The sequence below is a fragment of the Prauserella muralis genome (assembly GCF_003202285.1).
Classification (GTDB): Bacteria; Actinomycetota; Actinomycetes; order Mycobacteriales; family Pseudonocardiaceae; genus Prauserella_B; species Prauserella_B muralis.
Window position 1 is genome coordinate 18,379 of the sequence record NZ_CM009984.1, and the last position, 25,116, is coordinate 43,494.

At 68.0% G+C, this 25,116-nt stretch carries 24 protein-coding genes and 2 pseudogenes; 8 read left to right on the forward strand and 18 right to left on the reverse strand.

From position 1 onward, the window contains the following. Nucleotides 1–86: 86 nt before the first annotated feature. From BAY60_RS37735 to BAY60_RS00110, 4 genes and pseudogenes are all read left to right on the forward strand, one after another. Nucleotides 87–443: pseudogene (locus BAY60_RS37735) on the forward strand (transposase); the annotation flags it as partial. A gap of 145 nt (nucleotides 444–588) precedes the next feature. Continuing rightward, nucleotides 589–1,944: a tyrosine-type recombinase/integrase gene (locus BAY60_RS37745; protein WP_112278877.1), complete on the forward strand. Its 1,356-nt coding sequence runs from the start codon at nucleotides 589–591 to the stop codon at nucleotides 1,942–1,944. Continuing rightward, entirely contained in the window at nucleotides 1,941–2,237 is a 297-nt protein-coding gene (locus BAY60_RS00105) for a DUF6262 family protein (protein WP_112278766.1), read from the forward strand. The genes BAY60_RS37745 and BAY60_RS00105 overlap by 4 nt, the downstream gene beginning before the upstream one ends. A gap of 47 nt (nucleotides 2,238–2,284) precedes the next feature. Then, nucleotides 2,285–2,518, forward strand: a pseudogene (locus BAY60_RS00110) (integrase core domain-containing protein); the annotation flags it as partial. A 140-nt stretch (nucleotides 2,519–2,658) separates the two neighbouring features. Here BAY60_RS00110 and BAY60_RS00115 read toward each other — a convergent pair. From BAY60_RS00115 to BAY60_RS00190, 16 genes are all read right to left on the reverse strand, one after another. Continuing rightward, the gene (locus BAY60_RS00115; RefSeq protein ID WP_112278767.1) at nucleotides 2,659–4,326 is read right to left on the reverse strand and encodes a class I adenylate-forming enzyme family protein; all 1,668 of its coding nucleotides are present in this window, start codon (nucleotides 4,324–4,326) and stop codon (nucleotides 2,659–2,661) included. Between the two features lie 23 nt (nucleotides 4,327–4,349). Beyond that, nucleotides 4,350–5,117, reverse strand: coding sequence for an enoyl-CoA hydratase-related protein (locus tag BAY60_RS00120; RefSeq protein ID WP_112278768.1), 768 nt, complete (start codon nucleotides 5,115–5,117; stop codon nucleotides 4,350–4,352). A gap of 2 nt (nucleotides 5,118–5,119) precedes the next feature. Then, nucleotides 5,120–5,896 carry a citryl-CoA lyase gene (locus tag BAY60_RS00125; RefSeq protein ID WP_211787796.1) on the reverse strand — a complete coding sequence of 259 codons (777 nt, stop codon included), beginning with the start codon at nucleotides 5,894–5,896 and terminating at the stop codon, nucleotides 5,120–5,122. Nucleotides 5,897–5,957: 61 nt separating this feature from the next. Beyond that, nucleotides 5,958–7,124: a thiolase family protein gene (locus BAY60_RS00130; protein WP_112278770.1), complete on the reverse strand. Its 1,167-nt coding sequence runs from the start codon at nucleotides 7,122–7,124 to the stop codon at nucleotides 5,958–5,960. Between the two features lie 21 nt (nucleotides 7,125–7,145). Beyond that, on the reverse strand, nucleotides 7,146–8,291 hold the full coding sequence (locus BAY60_RS00135) for an acyl-CoA dehydrogenase family protein (protein WP_112278771.1): 1,146 nt from the start codon (nucleotides 8,289–8,291) through the stop codon (nucleotides 7,146–7,148). After that, the gene (locus tag BAY60_RS00140) at nucleotides 8,288–8,773 is read right to left on the reverse strand and encodes a MaoC/PaaZ C-terminal domain-containing protein (RefSeq protein ID WP_112278772.1); all 486 of its coding nucleotides are present in this window, start codon (nucleotides 8,771–8,773) and stop codon (nucleotides 8,288–8,290) included. Before BAY60_RS00140 ends, BAY60_RS00135 begins: the two co-directional genes overlap by 4 nt. Further along, on the reverse strand, nucleotides 8,770–9,510 hold the full coding sequence (locus BAY60_RS00145; RefSeq protein WP_112278773.1) for an SDR family oxidoreductase: 741 nt from the start codon (nucleotides 9,508–9,510) through the stop codon (nucleotides 8,770–8,772). The genes BAY60_RS00140 and BAY60_RS00145 overlap by 4 nt, the downstream gene beginning before the upstream one ends. Further along, complete coding sequence (locus BAY60_RS00150; protein ID WP_112278774.1) at nucleotides 9,507–10,589, reverse strand: CaiB/BaiF CoA transferase family protein; 1,083 nt, start codon at nucleotides 10,587–10,589, stop codon at nucleotides 9,507–9,509. The genes BAY60_RS00145 and BAY60_RS00150 overlap by 4 nt, the downstream gene beginning before the upstream one ends. Then, nucleotides 10,586–11,419 carry an IclR family transcriptional regulator gene (locus BAY60_RS00155; RefSeq protein ID WP_112278775.1) on the reverse strand — a complete coding sequence of 278 codons (834 nt, stop codon included), beginning with the start codon at nucleotides 11,417–11,419 and terminating at the stop codon, nucleotides 10,586–10,588. Before BAY60_RS00155 ends, BAY60_RS00150 begins: the two co-directional genes overlap by 4 nt. Next, a complete protein-coding gene (locus tag BAY60_RS00160; RefSeq protein ID WP_112278776.1) occupies nucleotides 11,416–12,240 on the reverse strand; it encodes an enoyl-CoA hydratase/isomerase family protein in 825 nt (274 codons plus the stop codon). Before BAY60_RS00160 ends, BAY60_RS00155 begins: the two co-directional genes overlap by 4 nt. Next, nucleotides 12,237–12,575, reverse strand: coding sequence for an AtuA-related protein (locus BAY60_RS00165; RefSeq protein ID WP_112278777.1), 339 nt, complete (start codon nucleotides 12,573–12,575; stop codon nucleotides 12,237–12,239). The genes BAY60_RS00160 and BAY60_RS00165 overlap by 4 nt, the downstream gene beginning before the upstream one ends. 4 nt (nucleotides 12,576–12,579) lie before the next feature. Further along, nucleotides 12,580–13,941, reverse strand: coding sequence for an acyclic terpene utilization AtuA family protein (locus BAY60_RS00170; protein WP_112278778.1), 1,362 nt, complete (start codon nucleotides 13,939–13,941; stop codon nucleotides 12,580–12,582). Then, nucleotides 13,938–14,831: an SDR family oxidoreductase gene (locus tag BAY60_RS00175; protein WP_112278779.1), complete on the reverse strand. Its 894-nt coding sequence runs from the start codon at nucleotides 14,829–14,831 to the stop codon at nucleotides 13,938–13,940. The genes BAY60_RS00170 and BAY60_RS00175 overlap by 4 nt, the downstream gene beginning before the upstream one ends. Further along, nucleotides 14,828–16,837 (reverse strand): ATP-binding protein, encoded by a 2,010-nt coding sequence (locus tag BAY60_RS00180; RefSeq protein ID WP_211787795.1) that lies wholly within the window; start codon nucleotides 16,835–16,837, stop codon nucleotides 14,828–14,830. Before BAY60_RS00180 ends, BAY60_RS00175 begins: the two co-directional genes overlap by 4 nt. 7 nt (nucleotides 16,838–16,844) lie before the next feature. Continuing rightward, nucleotides 16,845–18,443 carry an acyl-CoA carboxylase subunit beta gene (locus BAY60_RS00185; RefSeq protein WP_112278781.1) on the reverse strand — a complete coding sequence of 533 codons (1,599 nt, stop codon included), beginning with the start codon at nucleotides 18,441–18,443 and terminating at the stop codon, nucleotides 16,845–16,847. Between the two features lie 278 nt (nucleotides 18,444–18,721). Beyond that, nucleotides 18,722–19,879 carry an acyl-CoA dehydrogenase family protein gene (locus BAY60_RS00190; RefSeq protein ID WP_112278879.1) on the reverse strand — a complete coding sequence of 386 codons (1,158 nt, stop codon included), beginning with the start codon at nucleotides 19,877–19,879 and terminating at the stop codon, nucleotides 18,722–18,724. Between the two features lie 238 nt (nucleotides 19,880–20,117). Here BAY60_RS00190 and BAY60_RS36950 point away from each other — a divergent pair, with 238 nt between their 5' ends. The 4 genes from BAY60_RS36950 to BAY60_RS00205 all read left to right on the forward strand — a co-directional run bounded on the left by BAY60_RS36950 (nucleotide 20,118) and on the right by BAY60_RS00205 (nucleotide 22,025). Further along, nucleotides 20,118–20,657 carry a hypothetical protein gene (locus BAY60_RS36950; protein WP_170160283.1) on the forward strand — a complete coding sequence of 180 codons (540 nt, stop codon included), beginning with the start codon at nucleotides 20,118–20,120 and terminating at the stop codon, nucleotides 20,655–20,657. Further along, on the forward strand, nucleotides 20,624–21,073 hold the full coding sequence (locus BAY60_RS36955) for a DNA cytosine methyltransferase (protein WP_170160284.1): 450 nt from the start codon (nucleotides 20,624–20,626) through the stop codon (nucleotides 21,071–21,073). Before BAY60_RS36950 ends, BAY60_RS36955 begins: the two co-directional genes overlap by 34 nt. Nucleotides 21,074–21,145: 72 nt before the next feature. Continuing rightward, nucleotides 21,146–21,343, forward strand: a complete 198-nt coding sequence (locus BAY60_RS00200) for a hypothetical protein (protein WP_112278782.1) — start codon at nucleotides 21,146–21,148, stop codon at nucleotides 21,341–21,343. A gap of 67 nt (nucleotides 21,344–21,410) precedes the next feature. After that, nucleotides 21,411–22,025, forward strand: coding sequence for a hypothetical protein (locus BAY60_RS00205; RefSeq protein ID WP_112278783.1), 615 nt, complete (start codon nucleotides 21,411–21,413; stop codon nucleotides 22,023–22,025). A 98-nt stretch (nucleotides 22,026–22,123) separates the two neighbouring features. Here BAY60_RS00205 and BAY60_RS00210 read toward each other — a convergent pair whose 3' ends face one another. Both BAY60_RS00210 and BAY60_RS00215 read right to left on the reverse strand, forming a co-directional pair. Beyond that, a complete protein-coding gene (locus BAY60_RS00210) occupies nucleotides 22,124–23,233 on the reverse strand; it encodes a DUF6744 family protein (RefSeq protein WP_211787794.1) in 1,110 nt (369 codons plus the stop codon). 252 nt (nucleotides 23,234–23,485) lie between these two features. Next, nucleotides 23,486–25,093: a VWA domain-containing protein gene (locus BAY60_RS00215; protein WP_112278784.1), complete on the reverse strand. Its 1,608-nt coding sequence runs from the start codon at nucleotides 25,091–25,093 to the stop codon at nucleotides 23,486–23,488. Nucleotides 25,094–25,116 lie beyond the last annotated feature (23 nt).

The window sequence follows — 25,116 nt, forward strand, 5'->3', positions numbered from 1 at the left end:
GTAATTTCGTTGGTGTAACTCCTGAGGTGAAGGAGACACCTGTGACTGATGGGACGGGCAACGGCGGCGAGGCGAAGGCTCCGGCGATGGCGGATGGAGTGGACGATCAGCTGGTGCAGCAGCTGGCGGATCGGGCGCGGGCCGAGGGTCTGCAGTTGACCGGTGAGGGCGGCCTGCTGGCGATGCTGACCAAGAAGGTGGTGGAGTCGGCGTTGGAAGGCGAGATGGACGACCATCTCGGCTATTCCAAGCATGACCCGGCCGGCCGCAACGGCGGGAACTCTCGCAACGGCCGGCGCGGCAAGAAGGTGCTGACCGAGGCCGGCCCGGTGGAGATCGCTACCCCGCGGGATCGCGACGGCAGTTTCGAGCCGCAACTGGTGGGCAAGGGCCAGCGCCGGCTGACCGGGCTGGATGATCTGGTGATCTCGTTGTCCGCCAAGGTTATCTAAAGCTCCCCGACGGGTGTTGTTGATGTGCACCACGCGCTCGTGACGCGCTGCGGGCTGCGTGGTGGCGATGGTTATCTCCTGCTCGTCCAGCACGTAGATCACGTTGGAGGAGCAAGTGCATGTTCAGCGCGTGGCGATGCCCGCATCCCGAGAGTCGTCGTGGACCGTCCTGGGTGACGATGACACTCCGATCGAGCCGATCGAGCGGTATCTGGCCTACCTGACCGACATCGAGCGGTCCCCGAACACGATCAAGGCGTATGCGCACGACCTGAAGAACTACTGGCAGTTCCTGTTCCACCGAGGTTTGGATTGGCGTGAGGCTCGGCTGGAGGACGTTGGCGAGTTCGTCGCCTGGCTGCAGCTTCCTCCGGCGGGACGGTCCGGTGCGGTCGCGGTACTGCCGGCCGCGGCCGCGCATGTCGGCGCTGCGACGGTGAACCGCAAGCTCGCGGCCGTCAGCGCGTTCTACGCGCACCAGGCTCGCAACGGCGCAGAAGTCGGCGACCTGCTGGCTGCGTGGAAGACCGGCGGGCGAGGCGGGTGGAAACCGTTCCTCCATCACGTGAGCAAGGGGAAGCCATATCGCGGGCGGGCCATCTCGCTCAAGGTGCCGAAGAAGCTGCCGCGGGTCCTCACTGCCGTCGAGATGCAGGCGATCCTTGATGCCTGCACGCGGCTGCGGGACCGGCTCTTCTTCGCTGTTCTTCACGAGACAGGTTGCCGGGCAGGGGAAGTACTCGGGCTCCGTCATGAAGACATCGCCGCTGCCGAGCGGATGATCCCGATCGACGACGAGATCCTCGGCCTGGTCGACCACATCATCGCCATCCGTTCCCATGGGCGGCCGATGCCGCACCCCCGTTACCGGCGACCCGCCCAGTTCCTGTTCACCCACCACGGCCGACGACTCGGGCAAACAGCCGTGCGCGCCGAGCTCGACCGAGCCGCCCATGCCGCCGGGCTCGACCACGTCACCCCGCATCAGCTGCGCCACACCTACGCCACCGCCCTGGTCAACGCCGGCGTCTCGTTGCAGGCGTTGATGGCGCTGCTCGGCCACGTCTCGGCCGAGATGAGCCTGCGCTACGGGCGGCTGTTCGACACCACCGTGCGAGCCGAGTACGAACGCGCCCTCGATCTGGCCAAACAACAGGCCCGCACCCCAGCGTCCGGTGCGATCAGCCTGCCGTTGGCCGACATCACCGGCGGAGCTGACTGGAAGGACACGCCGCTGCTCAAGTCCCGGCTGGCCGGGGGCTTCTGCCTGCGCGCACCCGCCCAGGGCGCCTGCTCCTACGCCAACATCTGCGAGCATTGCCCCAGCTTCCACACCGAAGCCAGCTCACTGCCGATCCTCGCCGCCCAGCGCGTGGACGCCGAGGCCCTGGCCCGCGACGCCGAGCAGCGCGGCTGGATCACCGAGGCCGAACGCCACCAGCGGCTCGTCGCTCGACTCGACACCCTGATCACGAAGGCCGAAGCCGGATGACCACCACGAGCACGCTCAACCGTGTCGAACGCGCCTGCGCCGAACTCCACTGTGACGGCCAGCCGGTCACGTTCACCGCCGTCGCCGCCCGCGCCGGACTCGGCCGCACCACCCTCTACCGCAACCCCACGCTCCGCGCGGTCATCGACGAACACCGCCACCGCACCGCCACCAGCGGCACCCTGACCGGCCTCACCGACGAGATCGCCACCCTCCGCGCCGCGCTCGACGCCCTCGCCACCCGAGTCCGCCGCCACGAAGAACAACTCCGCCGAATAGCCCCGAAAGCCTGAAACGTTAACCGGCCAATTGGTGGAAACCAAGATCATTAGCCGGATAATCCTACGACAACGCCCTGGCCGAGTCGGTCATCGGGCTCTACAAGACCGAGCTGGTCAAGCCGCGCCGGCCGTGGAAGCGCTTCGACGACCTCGAGATCGCCACCGCGGAATGGGTCGACTGGTTCAACCACCGCCGACCGCTCGAATACTGCGACGACCTCACACCCCTCGAGGCCGAGGCCGCTCACTACGCTCACCACCAGACCCCAGCAACCGCTGGAGTCTCAAACTAGAAAGTCTCCGGACACGCCGGGGCGGTTCATAACCTTGATCATTCAACCTCTGTAGCAGCCTGACCGCACCGGGAAGGAGAACGCCGCGCTACACCACTCCGAGGGACTTGACCCCAGAACCTCTTCGACGGTCTTGACGATCATGGTGACGGCTCCTGAATTCCCATTCTGCGCAGCGCAAGCCTGGTCATCGCACTGCGGTCGAACTTGCCGGTGGGCGTCGCCACCCAGTCCTCGTCGGAGACGAAGACGACGTTCTTCGGGATCTTGTAGCCGGCCAACTTCCCTCGGCACGCCTCCCGGATTCCCTCCTCATCAATCTCGGCTCCGGGCTTGAGTTGAACAACGGCGGTGACTGCTTCCCCCCACTTGGGGTCGGGCACAGCGACTACCATCGCTTTGAGGATCCACGGCAGTTCCATCTGCAGGAAGAGCTCAACCTCCTGGGCGCTGACGTTTTCCCCGCCACTCTTGATGGTTTCTTTGAAGCGACCGCGGTAGTAGACGTAGCCCCGCTGATCGACCCATCCGTAGTCTCCGCTGTGGAAATAGCCGTCAGTGTCGATCGACTTCGCTGTCTCTTCGGGCATGTTGTAGTACCCGGAGAACAGCGCCGGGCCCTTGAAGCAGATCTCGCCCGATTGGTCGGGTCCGAGGACACGGTTGGTCGCCGGGTCCTTGATCACCAGGTCTGTGCCGAGCATCGGCCGGCCGTGGGAGAGCCGCATGACTGACTCGTCGTGCCGGTCCCTGTAGGGCAGGTAGGCTTGCGATGCGACATACTCGCTGGAACCGTAGATGTTCCCGTGGTGAGTGATGCCCATGCTTTTGATCTCGTCATAGGATCCCGGCGAGGACCCGATCATGGTCTTGGTCACGCTCGAGATGTCGTGCATAGAGAAGTGGGGATGCCGGTTCATCATCAGGTAATGGACGTCGAATCCGAACATCATCGAGATCCGCTCACGTTCGATCACTTCTAGTGCAAGGCCCACGTCGTAGAACTCCATGATGTGCACACCGGCGCCCCGCAGGTGCGGCATCAGCAAGGTGAGGTAGCCAGCGACGTGGTAGTTCGGCGCCACGATCAACATCTTGTCCGCGGACTCTGCCTCGATGCCGTCGGCGTACCCGGCTACCCCCACCATCAGGCTCTGGTGGGTGTGCAGGACCGGCTTCGGGAAGCTGGTCGTGCCGGACGTCAGAAGCATGATCGAGAAGTCGTCTGGCCCGACTTCCGCGCTCAGGGCGGCGAAGTTTGCCGCAGAATAACCCTCACCACCACGAGCGATCTCGCCGAGGTCGGCGGCGAACGGATAGCGCTGTCCATTGGGGCTCTGGGCGATGACGCTGCGCAGCTGCGGGAGTGCCTCGATGGAGACGTCACCAGGGCTGCACGCGGTCAGGCCAGGCAACTGATCCTGCAACTCGACGAGATAGTTACGCCCACGGAAGGAGTCCGTGGCGACGAGCACTGTCGCCTCGGTGAGCGACAGTCCTTGCTCGATCTCGCGGGGAGTCCAGGCGAGGTTGAGTGGAACCGCGATGGCCCCCAGACGCATCGCCGCGTAGAAGACCATTACCCAGTCGGCGGTGACGCCAAGCAGGAAGGCGACCCGGTCGCCCTTGCGAACCCCTGCTTGCCGCAAGCCCTCGGCCAGGACCGCAACCCGGCGCCGGAGTTGGAAGTAGGTGAGGCGCTCCTCGACGTCGGGGGCATGGTAGACGAGAGCCTCTCGGTCCCCCCACTCACTGCACGAGTAGTCGAAGAACTGGTTCACGGTCTGGCCTAGTGCTTCTTGATACATGTGTTTCTCCTAGTTGCCGATCACTACTTTCCCGACCACCGCGGCGGACGTCTCTCCAGGAACGCTTGAGGACCCTCTTGCGCGTCCGCGCTGAGATAGACAGGCTCGAAGAGCCGCTCGGCTTGCGCAAAGCCGTAGGCGAGGGTGGGCTCGGCGGCCGCGTACACCATCTGTCTGCTAGCACGCACGGTCAGTGGCGCGTTTGCGAGGATTGTGCAGGCCAGCTCGGTTGTGGTCTCCCAGAGCTCGGGGGCCGGCACAACTTTGTTGACCAGCCCCAATTCGTACGCCCGCACCGCGGAGATCCTCTCCCCGGTCATCAGGATCTCCAAGGCGACACGGGGCGGGATCAGCCACGGCAATGGAACCGCCCACGGTGCTCCTCTGCCCCACTTAGCCTCGCTGATGGCGAACGTCGCGTGGTCAGCCGCGACACACAGATCAGCCATCTGGGCGAGGAGGAAACCGCCCCCGAGCGCGACGCCGTTGACCGCGGCGATGACTGGCTTGTCGAGCTGGAAGTTGCGGTTGAGCTGCGGGAGGAAGTCCGCCGGGGGAACACCCAACTGGGACGAGGACATCTCCTTCAGGTCGCCCCCGGCGCAGAACGCCTTGTCCCCGGTTCCCGTGATCACCGCGACGCCGGCAGCCTCATCGTCCCGGAACTGACGGAAGCACGCCCATAAAGCGGCGCGCGCGGCGCTATCCAAGGCATTGGCGGCGTCCGGGCGGTCGATCGTGATCCAGCCGATCCCGTGCTCGTCGCGCTCGTAGCGCAGTGCCTCAGCCATGCTCAGACTCCCTCGCCCAGATAGGGAACCTGCTCCTCGGCCATGTCCCACAAGGCCCGACCGAGCGGACGCTCCTGCTCCTCAGAGATGTGGCCGACCAGACCGGCGCAACGGCCGATGAGCGCGAAGCCACGCACGATCCGGTGGGAGAACCCGATGTCGGACAGGACCGCTGCCACGGCACCCGTGGCGTTCACCGTGACATGCTTGCCCTTGAGCTCGTCCATGACCCGACTCAGCGTCCTCAGCAACTGTGCATGCTCGCCGTTCACACCGTGCTCCTCAGCGATCCCCAGGAGCTTGGCCGTGCGCGGGTCGTCCGGACGATGGATGTGGTGGCCGAAGCCCGGCACCGGCCGGTCAGCCTCGAGCAGCTCGGAGAGCTGGTCGCGGGCGAACTCCTCGGCCGTCGTCTCGCCGCGGCGCACCAGGTCCGCGCCCTCCTGCAGCATCTGCGCCGACTCCTCCATGACACCGAGGAAGGCGCTGCCGGCTCCGAGCAGCCCACCGGCGACGGCGGCCTGCATCGCCTCCGGCGAGCTGGAGTAGATCAGCCGGGCGGCGATCGAGCTTGGGGTCAGCCCGTGCTCCATCACCCCGACCAGGCAGGCGTCGACCACCGCCTTCTCGCCCTCGCTTGGGAGCCGACCCCTCAGGTGGAAGAACACCATGCTGGTGAAGTCGACCGAGCCTATGAGGTCGTCCACCAGGCTCCGCCCGCGCACGTAGATCTGATCGACCGTCGAGGTGGCGATCTGGGTACCGATGCTGTAGTCCATCACTGCTTCTCCTCGGATTGTTGTCAGGGACGCGATGTCACGAAGCCCCCACGCGTACTCGTCAGACAGCCTCGACGACCGTCGCCGTCGCCATGCCGTATCCGATGCACATGGCCTGGAGGCCATAGCGCGCACCTCGCCGCTGCATCTCGTGCACCAACGTCGTCATCAGGCGGGTTCCGGAGCAGCCGGTGGGATGACCCAGGGCGATCGCCCCGCCATTGACGTTCACCCGCTCCAGCGAGACCTGCAGCTCTCGCTGCCACGCCAGCACGACGCTGGCGAACGCCTCGTTGACCTCGAACAGGTCGATGTCGGAGGCCTCCAGCCCCGCACGATCGAGCACCCGCCTGGTGGCCTCGATGACTCCGTGTAGCATCATCACCGGGTCCACCCCGACCACCTGGGTGGCCACGACCCGCGCCCGGGGTTCCAGACCCAGCCGTCCGGCGACGTCACGGTCCCCGATCAGGACCGCCGACGCCCCGTCGGTGATCTGGCTGGAGTTCCCCGCGTGGATGAGACCGTCCTCGGTGTACGCGGGCCGGAGTCGGGCGAGCGCCTCGACGCTCGTGTCAGGCCGGATGCCCTCGTCCCGGTCGAGGACGACCGGACCGCCATCGCGGCCCAGCAGGTGCTCGGCCGGCCGACTCACGACCCCGAAGACCTCCTCGACGAAGACACCGGTGTCCCAGGCGCGAGCGGCTCGACGATGACTCTCAACGCTGAACTCGTCAAGCTCCTCGCGGGTGAGCGACCAGCGGCGCGCGATCATTTCTGCCGCCAGGCCCTGGTTCACCAGCTCGTAGCGCTCGGTGACGGCCGGCGAGGGGTCTACCCCGGCGGCGTCCGAACCCAGCGGGACGCGGCTCATGGATTCCACACCGGCTGCGAGCACGAGCGACTGCTGGCCAGACATCACGGCCTGGGCGGCGAAGTTGAGTGCCTGCTGACTCGAACCGCACATGCGGTTCATCGTCACTGCCGGGACCTCCTCCGGGAACCCGGCCGCGAGCACCGCCATCCTTCCCACGTTGCGCCCCTGCTCGCCGACGGCGTTGACGCAACCCACCAGGACGTCCTCGATCTCACCAGGATCGACCGCGTGCCGGTCGACCACCTCGCGAAGGGCCAGTGCCAGCAGCTCGTCGGGGCGGGTGTCGGCCAGCGCGCTGTCACGTCTGCCCAGGGGGCTGCGTACCGTGCCAAGGATGTAGGCGTCAGTCATGAGCTATCTCCTGGTGATCGTTCATCGCAGGGCCGACTGGCCCAGCAGGGCACGGCCCATCTGGAGGATCTGGATCTGCGAGGTGCCCTCGGGGATCGTCGCTTCGCGAGCGTCGCGGAAGATCCGCTCCACGGGTGATTCCTCCATCAGGCCGGCTCCACCGTGCACCTGCAGTGCCAGCGAGGCGGCCTTGTTCGCGGACTCGCCGCAGTAGTACTTCGCCATCGAGCACTCCTGCCGCGCGGAGTCCCCCGCGTCCAGGGCACGGGCGGCGTGCATGCCCAGGAGACGGCTGGTCTGCGTCAGCGTGGCGATCTCCACGACCATCTCCTGCACCAGCTGGAACCCACCCAGGGGGCGGCCGAACTGCTCGCGGATGGTGGCGAACTTGATCGACTCCTCGAGGGCCGCCTGGCTCAGGCCGACCGCTCCCATGGCCATGTTCAGCCGGCCGACGTTGATCGCCTTCATAGCCGTCGACAGTCCCCGGCCGACCTCGCCCAGGACGTTGTGCCCGGAGATGCGCGTGCCGTCGAACACGAGCTCACAACTGCTCGTGCCCCTGACCGGCATGTGCGGGATGTCGTGGACGGCGTAGTCGGACTCCCTACCATCGACGAGGAAGGCTGTGATCCCGTTGGGTCCGGCCTCTGGGTCAACCGTGGCCATGACGATGCCGACATCGGCGTGGAGCGCGTTGGTGATGTAGGTCTTGCGACCCTGCAGCACCCAGGCGTCGCCCTCCTTGCGCGCACGGGTCCGCAGCGCCCCGGCGTCGGATCCCGCGTCCGGCTCAGTCATCCCGAACCACGCACGGCGCCGTCCGGAGAGCAGGTCGGGCAGGAAGCGGTTCCTCTGCTCCTCGGTGCCGACCACGGAGATCAGGTACGGGACGATGGTGAGGATGTTCAGCGTGGTGCGCAGCGACCCCCAGCACCGGCCCGCCTCCTCCATCAAGATGGCGAGCATGGAGTAGCTGATGTCGTCCCCTCCGTCGTCGGGACTCACCAGACCACCGACGTAGCCGAACTCGTGCAGCGAGGGCAGGATCTCCCATGGGAACGTCCGGGCCTGCTCGTGCTCGGCGACGAGCGGAGCGACCTTGGCCTTGAGGAAGGAACGGACGGAACGCTGCAGATCGAGCTCTTCTTTAGTCAGCATGGTCATGTGGGGGTGTCTCCTTGGTCGGGACGCGTGGTGTGGATGAGCATCGGGGTGGTGATCACCTGGACCACGGCACCCTCGTGGTTGACGAGCCGGCGCTCGACGACCACGACTCCACGTGAGGAGTCGCTGGTCGGGCGCAGCTCGGTGATCTCGGCCTCGACGTGTACGGTGTCGCCGATCCGCAGTGGGTTGACAAAGCGGCAGTCGACGCCGAGTAGTGCGATGAGCGACTCCTGCAGGGAGGCCGACAGGGCGGTCCGGGTGAACAGGCCCGAGGCGATCGCGGCACCGAGCAGCCCGTGCGCGATCCGGGTGCCGAACGGCGTCGCGGAAGCTGCCACCTCGTCGGTGTGCAGGGCGTTGAAGTCGCCGGACATACCGGCGAAGCCGACGACGTCGGCCTCGGTCACCGTTCGGCGCGGGGACCTCGTCGTGGTTCCCACGACCAGGTCGTCGAAGCAGCCGCGAGTCTGCTCGATCATGTGTACCGTCCGCCCGACACATGGATCACATCTCCGGTGATGAACGAGGCCTGGTCAGAGGCGAGGAACGCGATCGTGGACGCCACGTCCTGCGGGAGGCCGAGCCGCGGCACCGAGTTGTGCTTCTCGGCCAGCTCGACGAGAAGGTCGTACTTCGGGTGGCGCTGCACGGCGGGAGTGTCGATCAGACCCGGAGCAACGGCGTTCACGGTGATTCCGCGCTTGCCGAGCTCCTTGGCCAGGGCCCGCGTCAGACCGACGACGCCGGCCTTGGCCGCCGCGTAGTTCGCCTGTCCGGGATTGCCGAGATAGGCCCGGGACGCCACGTTGACGATGCGCCCCCGGGAACGTTCGATCATGCCCGGAACGACGGCTCTGGAGCACACGAAAGTCCCGAACAGGCAGACGTCGACGACCCGGCGGAAGTCCTCGTCGGTCATCTTCACCAACGGAGCATCAATGGGAAAGCCTGCATTGTTCACCAACACGTCGACGTCTTCGCCACTCGCGCCGATCTCGGCCACGAGTCCGTCCACCTGACCTCCGTCGGTGACGTCGGCGACGACCGGCTCCACCTGGAGGCCGTCAGCGGCCAGCTCACGGGCCGCCGTACTGACGGCCTCCTCGTCGATGTCGACCAACACCACCCGGCGGCCGCCTGCCGCCAGCTGACGGCCGATCTCGCGGCCCAGACCACCCGCACCACCGGTCACCAGTGCCACACGTGACTTCGTCATCTTGTTCTCCCTGAATCCTGAGTGGTCATCGTGGGTCGGGCTGCGCGGAGGGCATAGGGAAGCCGGACCGACCGCCCCCCGTCCGGCAGCCAGTCGAGCCATTGCCGCATGTGCTCGTCGTCGCTGACCTCACCGAAGTCGAGGACGGCGTTGACGGGCAGGTCCGCGGCCACGCAACGCTCCACCCAGGCGTCGCGGTCGGCCCGGGCGAACTCGTCGGCCAGGTCCCCGTTGAGTCGTTCGGCGTGGTGGCAGCGGCCGCCGTAGCTGGAGTACTCCTCGCGCTCCAGCCAGTCCTCGCGACCCAGCACCCGACAGAGGCCGTGCCAGAAGCGGTCCTCCATGCAGGCCACGGCCAGCCAGGACCCGTCTCGGCATCGGAACACGTCATAAGCACCCCGCGACATCAGCTCGGCCTTAGCCGGTCCGCCCCGGTCGTCGTACTCGGCCATCCGCGACTCGGACAGCTTCAGCGCCGCGGCCGCCAGCGGCACATCCAGCCGGGAGCCGACACCAGTCTGCTTGCGCAGCAGCAGCGCCGCGAGGATGCCCTGCGTCGCGAAGAGGCTGCCCGCGATGTCCGCGACGGGGACACCCCCACCCGGGTACGGTCGCCCGCTCGGCTCGCCGCTCATAGACAGCAGGCCACTGGCAGCCAGGTAGTTCAGGTCGTGCCCGGGGCGGTCGCGGTAGGTGCCGTCGCTGCCGTAGCCGTTCAGGGAGCACACGATCAGCCGGGGAAAGGTCGTCATCATCGTGTCCGGGTCGAACCCCAGCCGTTGCAGCGTTCCGGGTCGGAAGCCTTCGACGAGCACGTCACTGTCCTCGAGCAGGTCGAGGAGGCGGCGACGACCCTCCTGCGACTTCAGGTCCAGTCGGACGACCTTCTTGCCCCGCCCGACAACGCGGTAGGCGCCCGGCATCATCTCCTGCAACGGGTCTCCACCGGGAGGCTGCACGTGCAAGACGTCCGCGCCCAACTCCGCCAGCATCGACGTCGCCCACGGACCGGGAATCAGCAGCGAGAGGTCGATGACACGGACGCCATCCAGCGGCGTCGGGTGGTCGATAGCAGTCATCGCTCGTCCAGCGCTACGCCACCGTCGAGGCCCGAGGAACCGCGGGGGTGCCGGTGAAGAGCTGTGGAGGCGCTGTCGCAGATCTCGCGGAGACGTCGCCCCCAACGCTCAACGGTGGCATCATCGGCCAGCGTCGCTGCCATGGCCACCGCGCCGACGACCAACAGGGGCTGGCCATCGCGCAGCATGGGTGCCGCTACCGTGCTCACCCCAAGAGCAAACCCCTCTCGGTCCAGTGCCCAGCCACGCTCGCGGACGCCGTTGATCTCACTAAGGAACCGATCGACATCGGTGATGCTCTGCTCGGTGTACCGCTGGAGACCTGCGTTGAGGATCTCCCGCACCGCAGTCGGGTGGTCGTAGGCTAGAAAGCACCGCCCGAAGGAGCCGCCCTGGATGGGCAGCGTGGTCCCCAAGGGCACCGTGACACGCAGCCGGTGCGAGGGCTCGACCTTGTCCACGATGGCGACCCGTCCACGGTCCAGCCGCCGGTAGATGACGAACGTGGCATCCATCTCCTCGAGCAGATCGAAGATATAGCGCTTGATCACGCCCAGGTAGCCCAGTTGCTCGGTTGCCGCCGACCCCAGCTCGACCAGCCCAATCCCCAAGTGGTACTTGCGCGTCTCCTCATCAGACTCGACCAGCTGCGCCTTCGCCATGGTCCGCACCAGGTAATAGCACGTGCTGCGTGACAGACCCGTCTCACTTACCAGATCGGCCAGACCAAGAGGCCCGTGCTGCTGCAGCGCCTGCAGGATCAGCATGCTGCGCTCGATCGCGGGAACCTGGTAGGCCTTCGCCGTCTGGGCGACTTCTCCGCGGCTCACGGTGTGCCTTCGGTCTCGGTGGCCGCCCCGAAGCGGGGCGCACGACCTTCGAGGAACGCAGCGACTCCCTCGTCCACCTCGCCGGTGGAGAAGGCCGCCGCCTGCGCGTAGGACTCCAGCACCATAGACGCCTCGAGATCGGCCTGGTCCTCCCGGTTGATGATGTCCTTGACCATCTGCAGCGCCGCGCGGGGCCCGGCGGCCAGCCGGTGCGCCAACTCGACTGCGGCCTCGACGGCCTGCCCGGGCGCGACGACACGGTTGACCATCCCGGCAGCACGCGCGTCCTCGGCGCCGATCGGTTCGGGCAGGAAGGCCATCTCCTTGGCTCGTCGAGGTCCCACGGCCTGGGTCCACAGGTGGAGCGAACCCAGGTCCGGGAGCAGGCCGACCCGGGTGAAGGTCGGGTGGAACTCGACGTCCGCACCGGCCATAACCACGTCACTGGCAAGGGCCAGGCTGATCCCGGCGCCGGCACACACCCCGTTGACGGCAGCGACCACCGGGCACGGGGTGGATCGGATCGCGGTCACGACCTCCTGGAAGGCGCGCATCTGCAGGCGCCGGCCATCGACGTCGGCCTCGGAGAGCAAGGGGTACAGCTCCTTGAGATCACCACCAGCGCAGAACGCCCTGCCCCGACCGCTCAGGACGACCGCCCTCGAGTCCCGCCCAACGGTGGACATGGCGTCACTGAGCTCGGCCATCACCGTCGAGGACAGCGCGTTCAGCTGTGCCGGCCGATTCAGCCACACCACCGACAGCGCCGGCGCAACCTCCTCGACGACGATGTTCGGCTCGGGGGGTGCGTTCACCGTCATCCGGTTACTCCGTTCGTGAGCAGAGCGGTGGGGATCTCCATCCGGCTCATCAGGGCGGCCATCGACTTGCCGGTCTCGTCGAACCTCAGGGTCTGCGTGGCTCCTCCACCGAGGGCGTCGTGAAGGACGACCTGCAAGGACTGGATCCGGGGGAGCTCGTAGACCTCGATCGGGCCGAGCACTACACCGGCGAAGAACGAGCGCAGACGTTCCGGGGTCACCCAGGTCCGCAGTGCCTCGTACTCGGCCGGCCCGAAGGCCATGATCCCGATGTTGGAGATGTCGCCCTTGTCGCCCGATCGGGTGTAGGCGAGCTCGTTGAGTGTGGTCATCATGAACTCAGATCTCCTCGAACAGGACGTTGGTGGGCACCATGTCGCGTGGCACGAGCGTGGGCCACAGAGCGATGACCTCGCGCGGCTTCACCGGTGGGCCGAACGCGGTGCCGACTGGACCGATCGTGCTGACGTGGGTGACCTCGCGGTTAACTGCGGCGGCTTCTTCCCGGCTGGCTACCCGGGCCGTGACCCGCAGCTCGATCTCCTCGGGGTCGCGTCGCGGTCGCCGCGCCAGCGGGCCGGCCAGGGCGTCGACGCCGACCCGGTCGAATCGAAGCTCGCGAGGCGTCACCCCGACGATGTCCAGGCGCTTACGGATGATCTCCTCGCAGCGGTCGGCCTTGGCCATGGTGTCCGGCCAGGGCAGCAGGACCCGCGCCTCGCCGATCCAGCCGTCGGTGTAGCCGATCTGGACCTTGAGCATCTCCGGTCGCTCCCGGCCGCTCATGTCCGACAGGCGCACCCGATCCGGCCCCGTCTCCTCCAACCGCGTCGTCGTCAGGTCCGCGATGCCGTCAGGCATCCGGTAGTCGGTGGGGTTGTGCGTCTCGTAGAGCAGGTGCTCCTTGATCGTCCACTGGTTGATCAGGCCACCGGTGTCCGGCAGCTTGGAGATCTCGGCGGTGCCATCCTGTCGGAAGTCCGCGATCGGGAAGCCCATGTTCCACGGCTCGTGAACGTTCTTCCACTGCGAGCTCATGCCGCCGCAGCAGATCCCAGCGCACTCGATCACGTGCGCGACGGTGATCGCCGCCCCCAGGAGGTCCCAGTCGGCGTCCTCGAACGACCAGCCGAACTCGTGCATCAGCGGGCCCACGTAGACCGAGCTGTCCGCGAGGCGGCCGCCGATGACGACCTCAGCGCCCCCGCCCAAAGCCTCGACGATCCCCTCGGACCCGATGTAGGCGTGCGCCGACACGATCCGGTCGGCGATCTCGTCGATGGACCGCTCTCCGGTCTCCATGTTGGCCAGGGTCACCCCAGCCTGACGGAACTCATCGATCCGCGACGTCAGGTCGTCACCGGTGACCGCGGCGACCCTCAACCTCGTCAAGTCTGCGTCCCGAGCCACGCGCAGGACCTGCTCGGCTGCGGCCTCACAGTTGGTACCGCCGCCGTTGAGCACCATCTTAGTGCCGTTGCCGTGGGTGATGGGCAACAGCGCCTGCATCCACGGCACCACGTCGGGGATGTAGCCCTTGCCGGGATCCCTGCGCTTCGCCCGCTGCAGCAGCGACATGGTCAGCTCGGCGAGGAAGTCGAAGCCGAGGTAATCCAGCTCCCCGCGCTTGGCGAGGTCGATGGCGGGTTCGAGCAGATCTCCCCAGTAGCCGGATCCTGCTCCCATGCGCACGGTCTTCATGAGTTGACTCTTCCCATGTGGTGGTTGCGGGTGGCGTCGTTGATGGCGTCGAGCTCGCCCAGGTTGGCGGTGAGGCCGCCGTCGACGACGATCACGTGGCCGGTGACGTACCGCGCCTCAGGCGAGACCAGGTAGTCCACGGCCCCTGCCATGTCGTCCACGGTGCCGAAGTCCTTGATCCCCGACTGAGCGATGAAACGCTCGCGGAGGAACTCGTACTGCGAGCCGCCGTAGATGCGCGAGGAGTCGGTCTCGAAACCACCCGGACGCACGCCGTTGACCGTGATGCCTCGGGGACCCAGCTCGAGCGCGAAGGCGCGCACCAGGCTCTCCACGGCAGCCTTCGCAGCACCCAGCAGACCGTGGCCGGGCATGTAGTGGCAGCTGTCAACCCCGCTGATGGCGACCACGCGTCCTGGTCGTCCCTCCATGAGTGGCACTGCCTGCTGGACGCAGCGGACGAAGCCGTTGACGCTCAGGCGGAGAGTTCGTTGGACATTGGTGTCGTTGAGCTCCAGCAACGGCTTGAACGCCGTCGCGGCCGCGTTGTTGACCAGGACGTCGAGACGGCCGAAGTGGACAGCGACGCGGTCGAACATCGCGTCGATCTCATCAGTGCTCTCAAGGTCAGCCTGGACCGCGATGGCGCGGGCCCCAAGCTGTTCGAGCCTCTGCACGGTCTCCTGGGCCAGGTCGGCGTTGCGTCGGTAGTTCACGACGATGTCGTGACCGGACTGCACGAGATGCTCTGCGATCGCTCGGCCCAGTCCTCTCGAGGAACCGGTGATCAGAGCGAGCTTTCGACCGTCCTGGACGGTAACGTCTGATTGGGTCATGTGTTCCTCCTGGAAGTTCTCATCAGTCCGGGTCACGCGAGTACGCGCGGTCATGCTGGTGCCTCGTCGGCATCGTCCGCGAGCACGACCAAGACCGCACCCGCCTCCACCTGGTCGCCGCTGGCGACCAGCACCTCGGCGACGGTCCCGTCAACGGGGCTGGTCACGGTGTGCTCCATCTTCATGGCCTCGAGCACGACCAGGCGCTCGCCGACCGACACGGCACTGCCCTGGCTGACCAGCACGTCGCGGACCACGCCGGGCATCGGTGCCGTCGCGGCCCCGGCATGCCCCTCGTCCTCGGGTGCCGGGAAGCGTGACAGCTCGCCGAGCGTGGTCATGCCATCCGCGTCGTGGACGTGGACCGCCCCGTCTGCGGCCAGCACGGTGTAGGTCCGCCGGATCCCCGCGACCTCCAGGTCGACTTCGCCAGCTGACAGGTGAGGGATGACCGCGTCGACCCGTTCACCGTCGACCTCGGCGGTCACCTCGCGACCGGCGATAGAGAACCCGATGTCCACGATTGTGTCCTGCACGGCGTACTGCACCCGCTCGAGAGCGCGGTCCTGGGAACGCACGGGAGGATTGTTGCGCCATCGTGCCGGCACCGCAGGCAGCATCGAATGCTCCTCGGGTGCACGCGCGTGACCGGTGAGGGCTGCCACGAGAGCGTGCAGGCGCAGCCGCTCGTCCACCACTCGAGCGGCCAGCAGGTCGGGGTGATCGTCGAGGAAGGAGGTCGGCGTGGCGCCGGCCAGGAACCGGCGGTGCTCCAGCACGTCGACCAGCAGCTGCCGATTGGTCACCACGCCGTCAACGTGCATCCGCCGCAACGACGAGGCCAGCACACCTGCTGCCGCCGTGCGGTCCGTCGCGTGGGCCACCACCTTCGCCAACATCGAGTCGTAGTACGTGCTGACCACCGAACCGGCTCGGACGCCGGCATCGACGCGGAGGCCGGCCGTCGGCTCGAAGGAGAAGTCGTAGATCCGGCCTGCCGTCGGCAGAAAGCCATTCGCGGGGTCCTCGGCGTACAGGCGGACCTCGATGGCGTGCCCGGTCATCGTCGGAGACAGCGCCTCCTCCGGCAGTGGGAGGCCCTGCGCCACGTCGAGCTGGAGCCGCACGAGGTCAAGGCCGGTGACGGCCTCGGTGACCGGGTGCTCGACCTGGAGTCGGGTGTTCATCTCCAGGAAGTAGAAGGACCCGTCCTCGGCCAGGACGAACTCGACCGTGCCGGCGCCCCGGTAGTCCGCAGCCCGAGCCGTGGTGACGGCGGCCTCGCTCAGCTGCTTGCGCAAGGTGTCGTTCACAGCCGAAGACGGACACTCCTCCACTATCTTTTGGTGCCGACGCTGGATCGAGCACTCCCGCTCGAACAGCGCCACCACCTGGTCGTGGGCGTCGGCGAAGACCTGGATCTCGATGTGCCGCGGCGCTTCCAGGTAGCGCTCCAAGAAGACCGTCTCGTCACCGAAGGCAGACTGCGCCTCGCGGCGGGCCGAGGAGACCGCGTCCCAGGTCTGCTCCAGGTCGCGCACGATGCGCATGCCTCGACCACCACCTCCAGCGGAAGCCTTGACCAAGAGCGGGAAGCCGATGTCGGTGGCAGCCTCCCGCAGCTCCTCAGCCCCGTGGTTGGTGACCTCGATCGCGGGGAGGACGGGTACGCCGAGTTCCTGCATCCGGGTCTTGCTCCTGAGCTTGTCACCCATCAGCTCCATCGCCTCGGGGGGAGGACCGATGAACACCAGGCCGGCATCGAGCGTTGCCCGCGCGAAGTCGGCGTTCTCGGACAAGAACCCGTATCCCGGGTGAATCGCCTCTGCACCGGAGCGCAAAGCCGCGTCAATGATCAGGTCGGCGCGCAGATAGGTGTCGGTGGCGGTTACGCCCGGCAGCCGCACCGCCAGGTCGGCTTCGGTTACGAATGCTTCATCCTCGTCCGCGTCGGAGAATACCGCCACGGTGCGCAGACCGGCATCGCGGCAAGAGCGGATCACCCGGCGGGCAATCTCGCCCCGATTGGCGACGAGGACGGTCCTGAACTGTTGCGTCATCACTGCCTTACATCCTGAAGACACCGAAACCGCGGGTGCCCTCGATCTGGTTGGAATGGGCGGCGGAGAGGGCGATCCCAAGCACCGTCCGCGTGTCGCGGGGATCGATCACGCCGTCGTCGTAGAGCCGTCCGCTCATGAAGAAGCTGTCGGACTCGCGCTCGATCTGCTGCTCCACCGAGGCCCGCCGGATCGCATCCGCCGCCTCGTCGAACTCCCGACCGGACGAGGCCGCAGCTTCCTGGGCGACGATCGACAGGACACCGGCAAGCTGTTGAGGTCCCATCACCGCTGTCTTCGAGTTCGGCCAGGAGAAGACGAAACGGGGCTCGTAGGCCCGTCCGGACATGGCGTAGTTGCCGGCCCCGTAGGAAGCGCCCATCAGCAGCGTGATGTGCGGAACGCGGCTGTTGGCCACTGCGTTGATCATCTTGGCGCCGTCCTTGATCATCCCGGCCTGTTCGTAGACCTTGCCGACGATGAAACCGGTCGTGTTCTGCATGAACAGCAGCGGCACGTCGACCTGGTTGGCGAGGAGGATGAACTCCGCAGCCTTCTCGGCCTCCTCCGGGAAGATGACCCCGTTGGCGTTGGCCAGCATCCCCACAGGAAATCCGTGCAAGTACCCCCAGCCGGTGACGAGGCTGGTTCCATACGTCGGCTTGTACTCGTCGAAGCGAGAGTCGTCGAGGACGTGCGCGAGCACGTCCTGGGGCCGGAACGGAACGCGCAGATCGCTCGAGACGACACCCAGGAGGTCCTCCGGGTCCCACCGAGGAGGGCGCGCCGGCTGGGCGGGGCCCGGACCAAGCTTGCGCCAGTTGATGTTGGCCATCACCTGCCGCCCCAGCCGGATCGCGTCGCGTTCGTCGACGGCGAGATAGTCAGAGAGCCCCGAGATCCGAGAGTGCATCTCCGCGCCGCCCAACTCCTCGTCCGTGGAGACCTCACCGGTCGCCATCCGTACCAGCGGCGGGCCGCCGAGGAACACCTTGGCTCGCCCCTTGACCATGATCGAGTAGTCACACATGCCCGGGACATAAGCCCCGCCGGCGGTGGAGTTGCCGAAGACGATGGCGACGGTCGGGACACCGGCGGCCGACAGGCGCGTCAAATCGCGGAACAACGCTCCACCCGGCACGAAAGCCTCGACCTGGGTAGGCAGGTCGGCGCCGCCGGACTCCACCAGGTTGATCACCGGCAGCCGGTTGTGCCGGGCGATCTCGAGGGCACGGATGATCTTCTTCCAGGTGAAGGGGTTCGACGCCCCGCCACGCACGGTCGGGTCGTTCCCGACGATCATGCACTCGACGCCCGAGACGACCCCAATCCCCGTGACGACGCTGGCGCCGACGGTGAACTCGCTCCCCCAGCCCGCCAGTGCGGAGAGCTCCAGGAACGGCGAGCCACGGTCCAGGAGGAGATCGAGTCGCTCCCGCACCGGCATCTTGTCGCGGGACCGGTGTCGTTCGACGTACTTGTCGCCACCGCCGGCACGCGCCGCGGCCAGCTGCTCGTCCAGCAGGGCGATCCGCTCGAGCAGCCTCGACCTGTTCCGCGCGAACTCCTCGGAGTTCTTGTCCACCTGAGGGGTAAGCACCGGCATCAGCTATCCCATCTCTCGGGTGTCGTAGCGGTCGCGCAACGACCGCTTGAGGATCTTTCCGCTCGGTCCCTTGGGAATCTCGTCGACGATCTCCAGCGCGGACGGCCCATCAGTTGCTGCTTGTCAGGTTGGTCGACGATCGCTTCCTGATCCCCCCGGTTGGCGGCGTGTTCCGCGACGTAGGAGCTCCAGGTGCGGTCCTGCCACACCCCAGCATCGTGGTACTGCGCTGTCAGCGCATCTGAGTACGGCCTCATCGAAAATCCCTCCGGACTGGTTCAGTAGCTGCGTGGCAGCCCGAGCGAATGCTGGGCGACGAAGTTGAGCACCATCTCCCGAGAGACCGGCGCGATCTTGAGGACACGAGCGAAGCCCCATGCATCTGCGAGCCCGTACTCCGTCGCCATGCCATTGCCGCCGTGGGTCTGGATAGCCCGGTCCAGTGCCTCGACCGCAGCATCGGCCGCCGCGAACTTGGCGATGTTCGACGCCTCGCCGGCCGCGTGCTGGTGGTCGTAGAGCCAGGCCGCCTGGCGGGTCATCAACCTGGCCAGCTCCACATGCATGTGAGCCTCAGCCAGCGGATGGCTGATGCCCTGGTGGGCGCCAATAGGTGTGCCGCCCCACACCGAACGCTCGCGGGCGTAGCGCGCGCCGCGCTCAAGAGCGAACCGGCCGATGCCGTTCGATGTGGCGGCGCTCATGATCCGCTCGGGGTTGAGGCCGAAGAAGATCTGGCGTAGCCCGTTGTCCACCTCGCCCAGCAGGGCGTCCTCACCGAGGCAGAGGTCGTCGAAGTACAACGTGAACTGCTTCTCGGGGGCCACCACCTCGACGGGGATCACCGTCATGCTCAGGCCTGGGCTGTCCGTGGGGACGATGAACAGCGAGAGCCTCGCGCGGCCGCTGGAGTCGTCCATCGACGTCCTGGCCACCACGAGCACCGCGTCAGCTTCGTCGACGCCCGAGCAGTAGTACTTCTTCCCATTCAGCACCCACTCGTCACCGTCGCGCCGCCCAGTCGTGGAGATCAGGTGGCTGTTCGACCCGGCGTCGGGCTCCGTGATCGCGAAGGCCATCTTGATCTCGCCGGTGGCCAGACCCGGCAACCAGCGGTCCTTCTGGGCGGTCGAACCGAATCGAGCGATCACTGATCCGCATATGGCCGGCGAGACGATCATCATTAAGAGCGGCGACCCCAGGGCCGCCAGCTCCTCGGCGACGATCGCGAGCTCCTCGATGCCCATCCCGCCGCCGCCGTACTCCTCGGGAAGGTTGACTCCGACGAAACCTGCTTCGCCCACGGCCTTCCAGAGCTCGTCAACCTTCTGCCCATTCCGAGCGCGCTCGACGTACCAAGCATGGTCATAAGGCCCGGCAATGGCCCTAATCGACTCGCGAATCGCTTGCTGCTCGTCGGATTCCAGTAACGACACGACGTACCTCTTACGCGAGAGCTTGTGAAGCAATGTGATCACCATAGGGCCACGTCAGCATGTTGACAAGGTGTCCGATATCTTGACACCCGCAGCGGCCGAGTCGGCTCAGCGGCCGTGGCGACCGGGTTCACTCAGCGGCCGGTTGGGGGCCGTTGGAGCCTCCATCGGTGGCGGAAGCACTGTCGCCCCTCGCGCGTCCCCGCCTCGGGCCGGGCTTTTGGCCCCGCCGCCGGCTATGCCCTACGTGCTGCCCGCGCTGGCCGCGCTCGACCTGTCGATGCCGGGCATCCGCATCGGCGATCGCCCCGCGCTCGGGCTGCGCCCGCTGGAGGCCAAAACGATGGCCCGCATCGAGGCCGGGGTGCGGCGCTACTTCGGCGCGGAATGCCCGGCCCCCGCACCAGCGGCCCCGCTGCTCAACCTCAACGCCTACCGCGACCGAGGCACCGCCGAGCAGTACCTGCGGCCGCTGTCCCCGCAGCTGGGCACCCAGGCGCTGACCGTGCCGATGGAGGGGCGCGAGGGCAAGCAGGCCCGCCCGGCGATCCTGCCGATGCGCGGGCAGACCACCCGCAACGAGACCGCGCTGCTGGTCCCCGCCGGAGGCACCTGGAACGACGACGCCCAGACCGTCGCCGACCGGCCGATGCGCACCCGCACCACCCGCGAGTCCGACGGCGTGGTCGTCATCCCGCTGCGCAACAACAACGGGCCAAACTCGCCGGGGAACCGCTGGACACCGTGGCAGCCAACGGCAACCACCACGGCCTGCTGATGCGCAACAACACTGGTGGCGCGGAGATGTCCACCCCCGTGACCGAACCCGCCCGCACCATCACCACCACCGGGCACCAGTCCCTCGTCTGGCACCCGGACTACCTGCTCGCCTACGACACCGGCACCGTGCGCCCGCTCAGCCAGCCGCTGCCCACCCAGACCACCGTCGAGGGCGACGCGCTGCTGCAGGGCGCCATCGAGGTCGAGGACTGCTACTTCCGGATGCTCTCCCCGGCAGAGATCAAGCTAGCGATGGCCTTCCGCGACGACTTCGTGCTGCTCGGCTCCAAACGCGAGCAGGTCAAGCTCGCCGGAAACGCGGTCACCCCACCCGCCGCGCGGGACCTGATCGCCGCCGTGGTGGAAGCCATCACCGGGGAGACACCGCGCCCCGCCTACGCCCTCGCCGCCTGATCCACACCCAGGGTGGCCCGCCCACCGAGGGCGGGCCACCCCACCAGCCCGACACAGACCGAAGGAGCAGACATGCACACCGCACAGCTCATCCACGCCCGCCAGGCCCTGCACGACGACGAGGAGTTCCTCACCCGGACCCGGGCAGGCCAGTACGGCGAGCCAGCCCAGCACTACCTGCTCGGCCTGCTCACCGACCCGCTCACCGCCGATCTCGCCGACGCCGAACTCGCCGACGCCCTGATCGAGCAGCTGCAGCACGACGAGTGACAGACCTGGCAACCGTGCCTCTGCGACCCTGACCCACCACAACCACGACACACCGGGAACTCGCGCCATGCCCACCACCACGCCCCCGTCCGACAACGACGTCGAGACCGAGCTGGCCGACGCTCTCAGCCAGCTCTGGAAGGCCATCACCCGGCGGCATCGCGACGTCTCCCCTGCCCCTCCGTGGCCAGCCCGCCGGCGGGATACCCCCGGTGGCTGGCTGCGGGGCGGGCTCACCGCCCGCTATCCGCGCCGCACCGAGCTCGCCGACGGCGCTCATGCGTCACTCGCTGCGCTGCTGCACGAGGCCACCCACCGGATCGCCGAGGCACGCGGCATCGCCGTCACCAGCAGTCGCGGCGTCTACCACAACACCCGCTTCCGCGACCTCGCCCGCGAAGTCGGGCTCGAAGCACACCAGGACGACCCCGCCAAGCCCGGCGGGGGCCCCCGCGGCTGGGCCCGGGACACCCTGCCCCCCGCGACCGTGCAGCGATACCGCGAGCACCTCACCCGCCTCGACGCCGCACTCCGCCGCTACCCTGCGCCCCCGCCGACGGCCGAACGCAACTACGTCGCCGCCCGCTGCCAGTGCCGCTCCCTGCGCATGGCGCCCACCGAACTCGCCCGCGGCCCCGTGCTCTGCGGCCTGTGCCACTCCCCCTTCCTCCCCACCGACTGACCAGCGGACAAGGCCCACCGGCCCCGATGCGACGGCGGCCCCGCGCGAAACCTGCGCGGGGCCGCCGACCATGAGCGATGACGGGACGCAGCCGCGCGCTACTCGCCGGTGTCGTCGGCGGTGGCGAGCAGGCTGCCCAACTGCAGCTTCACCAAGTCGAGCGCGGCCTTGGTGTCGTCGAGCGAGGTGGACAGCAGCTCCGAGTGCTCCGCGGTAGCCCTCTGCACGTCGCGGAAACGGCGGTACAGCTTCTGCACGAGGTGGTCGGAGGCGCCGTCGCGCTGCGCGGCCGCGATCTCGGCCGCCAGCTGGTTCAGTTCGTCCCGGGCCTGCGTGGTGAACGCGGTGACGACCATTTCCCGCATCTCGTCCTGGTCCGGGATGGGGATGCGCACGAAGTGGGAGCCTTGCCCGAACCGGGCGACCAGGGTGCGCAGCGCGGCGAGGGTGCTGGCGTGCTGCCGGTGCACGAAGTACACCCCGCCGGTCGGGCGGACCTTGACCCCGCCGAGCTCTTCGACGTACTCGCGGACCACCCCGCGCAGCTTGTCACCGCTGTAGAAGGTGCGCCGGTGGTCGTAGGCCACCTTGATCTCGTCCAGCATGTCGCGCACCACGCCCTGCTCGGCCTCGGGCAGCTGGCCGATCGCCCCGTTGTCCGGGGCCACGTACAGCTCGCCGTCGCCGGGCGCGCGCTGACCGCTGCTGTCGAACCGGAACACCGCCTCCCCCAGCTTGCTGTCATAGCTCAGCTTCGTCTCCTGCTCATCGCGCACCTCGCGCACGACGTGCCGCACGATCTCGCGCCGGTTGCGGCGGACGTGACGCAGCATCAGCGTGGCCTGCCGGTCGATCGCGTCGGCCTTGCGGCGCGACTTCGTCCGAGGGTCCGCGGTCGGGTCGTCCAGCGGATAGACCGTGCGCACCCCGGACGGGCCGGTGACCTTCTCGAACGCGGCATCCCGCCGCAGCGCGCCCGGCAGAAACGCCAGATCCAGCCCCAGCTCGCGGAACCACTCCTCCAGCAGTTCCGGCGTCACCCGCCCATCGAAGATCGAGTACAGCACCAGGTGCCCGAGCACCGGCACCTCCCCGGACTCCAGCGCCTCGGCATAGGCGTCGAACCCGGCATCCCCGGTCGCGACGAACCCCGCATCCCCGCCGGGGAGCTCCTCCTCGTCGGGCAGCGGGGCTGCTGGCTGCGTCATGCCTGCTCACATCCTCTGCGCACTCTCTGCATACTCCCGGCCGATGCCAAAACGGCCGTTTTCGTCACGGTAGGGCGGGGGTACGACACTGTCGCCGTAGTCGCGTCCACTGGTCAGCCAGCTGCAGACCGGCGGTGACGCCTTTCCAGGCCGCGAACCACCACGCTCGGCGGGCCGCCTGGCGCTCTCGACCTGGCGGCCGCCGAGGCGGGCGGTGGGCACGGTGTTCTCCTTCCCGGCGGGCTGGCTTGCTCAGATGACGCGGAAGAGGTCGGCGGTGGCCTCGGTGTCGGTGAGGTCGTCGAGGGAGCGCAGGTTGTCGCACAGGGCGTCCAGGACGCTGCCGGATGTGGTGGCACGGCCGCGGTCGCCGAGGGAGATGCCGAAGCTCCGGAAGTCGAGGGTGTGCTTGGCGGCGTTCCACTCACGCATCCAGTCCTCGTGCACGGCGCACTGCCCGTCGGTGATCAGGACGATGTCACCGCGGGCGCGGCCCTCGGCGTTGAACTCGGCGGCCAGCAGCTCGGTGGCGGCCGAGAGGGGTGCTTCGAAGTCGGTGCCGCCGCCGAAGAAGTGCTCGGCGAACTCGATGACGGTGGCGATGTCGTAGGGCCCGGCGGCGGGGAACCGGAAGGTGCGCACCTGCTCGGCGCTGCTGAACAGGATGCCGACGAAGTCGCGCGTGGCCTGGCGGGCCTGGTCCAGCAGGGCCAGGGCGCAGGCCTTGGCCCAGGCTTCGCGCTGGCCCTGCATGGACGACGAGCAGTCGATGCAGGCGATGATGGCGCCCTGGCCGGTGACCTGCTCGCCCCTCGACTCGTAGAGCATCAGCCGGGCCTCGGCGTAGCGCTGGGCGAACACCGGGCGCAGGGCGGGCACCCCGAGCTGTGCCAGCTCGGAGGGGATGACGCGGCCGAGGTCGTCGCCGAGGGTGATGCCGACCAGCTCGCCGGGGGCGTTCTCGACGCGGCGGGCACGCTCGCCGGTGGCCATCTGCCGGAACCGGCCGATCAGCTCGGCGAACTGGCCGAGGCGTCCGCCGCGCAGCCGCTGCGCGAGCTGCGCGCGGGTGTCGAAGTCCATGCGCTGCAGCTGGCCCGGCCCGATGCCCCAGGCGCGCATCAGAGCGGCCTCCTCGCGGGCGTCGTCGGCGGCCTGGCTCATCGCCTGCCGCGCGGCGGCGCGGAGGCCGCCCTGGACGGCCGTGAGGGCCTGCTCGGCGCCCTGGGCGGCGGCAGCGGCCGCCTGCTCGGCGGCCTGCGCCTGCTCGATCGCCTGGGCCACGGCGGCCGCCTGCTCGTCGGGCACGGTGCCCTCGTCGTCGACGTGCTCGCCGGCGGACTCCAGCGCGGCTGCGACGGCGTCGGCGGCCTGTTCGGCCTCACGCCGCGCTGCGGCGGCGTGCTGGGCGGCGGTGTGGGCGTCCTTGGCCCGCGCCAGCATCCTCCGCAGCCCGTCGGCCTGCGAGAGCACGGCCATCGCCGCGGCGTAGGGATCCCCGGCGGTCTCGCGGCGCAGCTCAGCAAACTCCGGGGAGCCCATCATCGTCGACACGACCTGGTGATTGACGGCGCGGGAGGGGTCCATCTCGGCGCGGTCGCGCAGCTGCGGCGCCGCCTTGTAGGCGCTCAGGAAGGTGTCGGCGAGCAGGTCGGTGGTGTAGTCGTAGTGCTCGTTGAGGTCCTCGGCCAGCTCGCGCAGTGTCCCGGCCTGGTCGTAGATCTCGCGCCAGGCCATCGTGTCGAACCGGTCCGAGACAACGGCGCTGGTGTGCGTGGGTGTGGCCGGGGTGTCGGCCAGCCCCAGCCACCGCCCGGCCCGCTGGGTCAGCTCCCGCAGCTTGTTCACCGTCTTGCCCATCGCCGCCTCACTCTCCTCCCGCA

Coding starts and splice junctions, on each gene's coding strand:
- BAY60_RS00140 (WP_112278772.1), bottom strand. CDS start 8,773: ATGATCGAGCAGACTCGCGGCTGCTTCGACGACCTGGTCGTGGGAACC.
- BAY60_RS00135 (WP_112278771.1), bottom strand. CDS start 8,291: ATGACCATGCTGACTAAAGAAGAGCTCGATCTGCAGCGTTCCGTCCGT.
- BAY60_RS00160 (WP_112278776.1), bottom strand. CDS start 12,240: ATGACGGTGAACGCACCCCCCGAGCCGAACATCGTCGTCGAGGAGGTT.
- BAY60_RS00150 (WP_112278774.1), bottom strand. CDS start 10,589: ATGACTGCTATCGACCACCCGACGCCGCTGGATGGCGTCCGTGTCATC.
- BAY60_RS00115 (WP_112278767.1), bottom strand. CDS start 4,326: ATGTATCAAGAAGCACTAGGCCAGACCGTGAACCAGTTCTTCGACTAC.
- BAY60_RS00125 (WP_211787796.1), bottom strand. CDS start 5,896: ATGGACTACAGCATCGGTACCCAGATCGCCACCTCGACGGTCGATCAG.
- BAY60_RS00165 (WP_112278777.1), bottom strand. CDS start 12,575: ATGATGACCACACTCAACGAGCTCGCCTACACCCGATCGGGCGACAAG.
- BAY60_RS00145 (WP_112278773.1), bottom strand. CDS start 9,510: ATGACGAAGTCACGTGTGGCACTGGTGACCGGTGGTGCGGGTGGTCTG.
- BAY60_RS00215 (WP_112278784.1), bottom strand. CDS start 25,093: ATGGGCAAGACGGTGAACAAGCTGCGGGAGCTGACCCAGCGGGCCGGG.
- BAY60_RS00130 (WP_112278770.1), bottom strand. CDS start 7,124: ATGACTGACGCCTACATCCTTGGCACGGTACGCAGCCCCCTGGGCAGA.
- BAY60_RS37745 (WP_112278877.1), top strand. CDS start 589: ATGCCCGCATCCCGAGAGTCGTCGTGGACCGTCCTGGGTGACGATGAC.
- BAY60_RS00180 (WP_211787795.1), bottom strand. CDS start 16,837: ATGACGCAACAGTTCAGGACCGTCCTCGTCGCCAATCGGGGCGAGATT.
- BAY60_RS00210 (WP_211787794.1), bottom strand. CDS start 23,233: ATGACGCAGCCAGCAGCCCCGCTGCCCGACGAGGAGGAGCTCCCCGGC.
- BAY60_RS00205 (WP_112278783.1), top strand. CDS start 21,411: ATGCCCACCACCACGCCCCCGTCCGACAACGACGTCGAGACCGAGCTG.
- BAY60_RS36950 (WP_170160283.1), top strand. CDS start 20,118: ATGCCCTACGTGCTGCCCGCGCTGGCCGCGCTCGACCTGTCGATGCCG.
- BAY60_RS00200 (WP_112278782.1), top strand. CDS start 21,146: ATGCACACCGCACAGCTCATCCACGCCCGCCAGGCCCTGCACGACGAC.
- BAY60_RS00185 (WP_112278781.1), bottom strand. CDS start 18,443: ATGCCGGTGCTTACCCCTCAGGTGGACAAGAACTCCGAGGAGTTCGCG.
- BAY60_RS00170 (WP_112278778.1), bottom strand. CDS start 13,941: ATGAAGACCGTGCGCATGGGAGCAGGATCCGGCTACTGGGGAGATCTG.
- BAY60_RS00120 (WP_112278768.1), bottom strand. CDS start 5,117: ATGGCTGAGGCACTGCGCTACGAGCGCGACGAGCACGGGATCGGCTGG.
- BAY60_RS00105 (WP_112278766.1), top strand. CDS start 1,941: ATGACCACCACGAGCACGCTCAACCGTGTCGAACGCGCCTGCGCCGAA.
- BAY60_RS00175 (WP_112278779.1), bottom strand. CDS start 14,831: ATGACCGCGCGTACTCGCGTGACCCGGACTGATGAGAACTTCCAGGAG.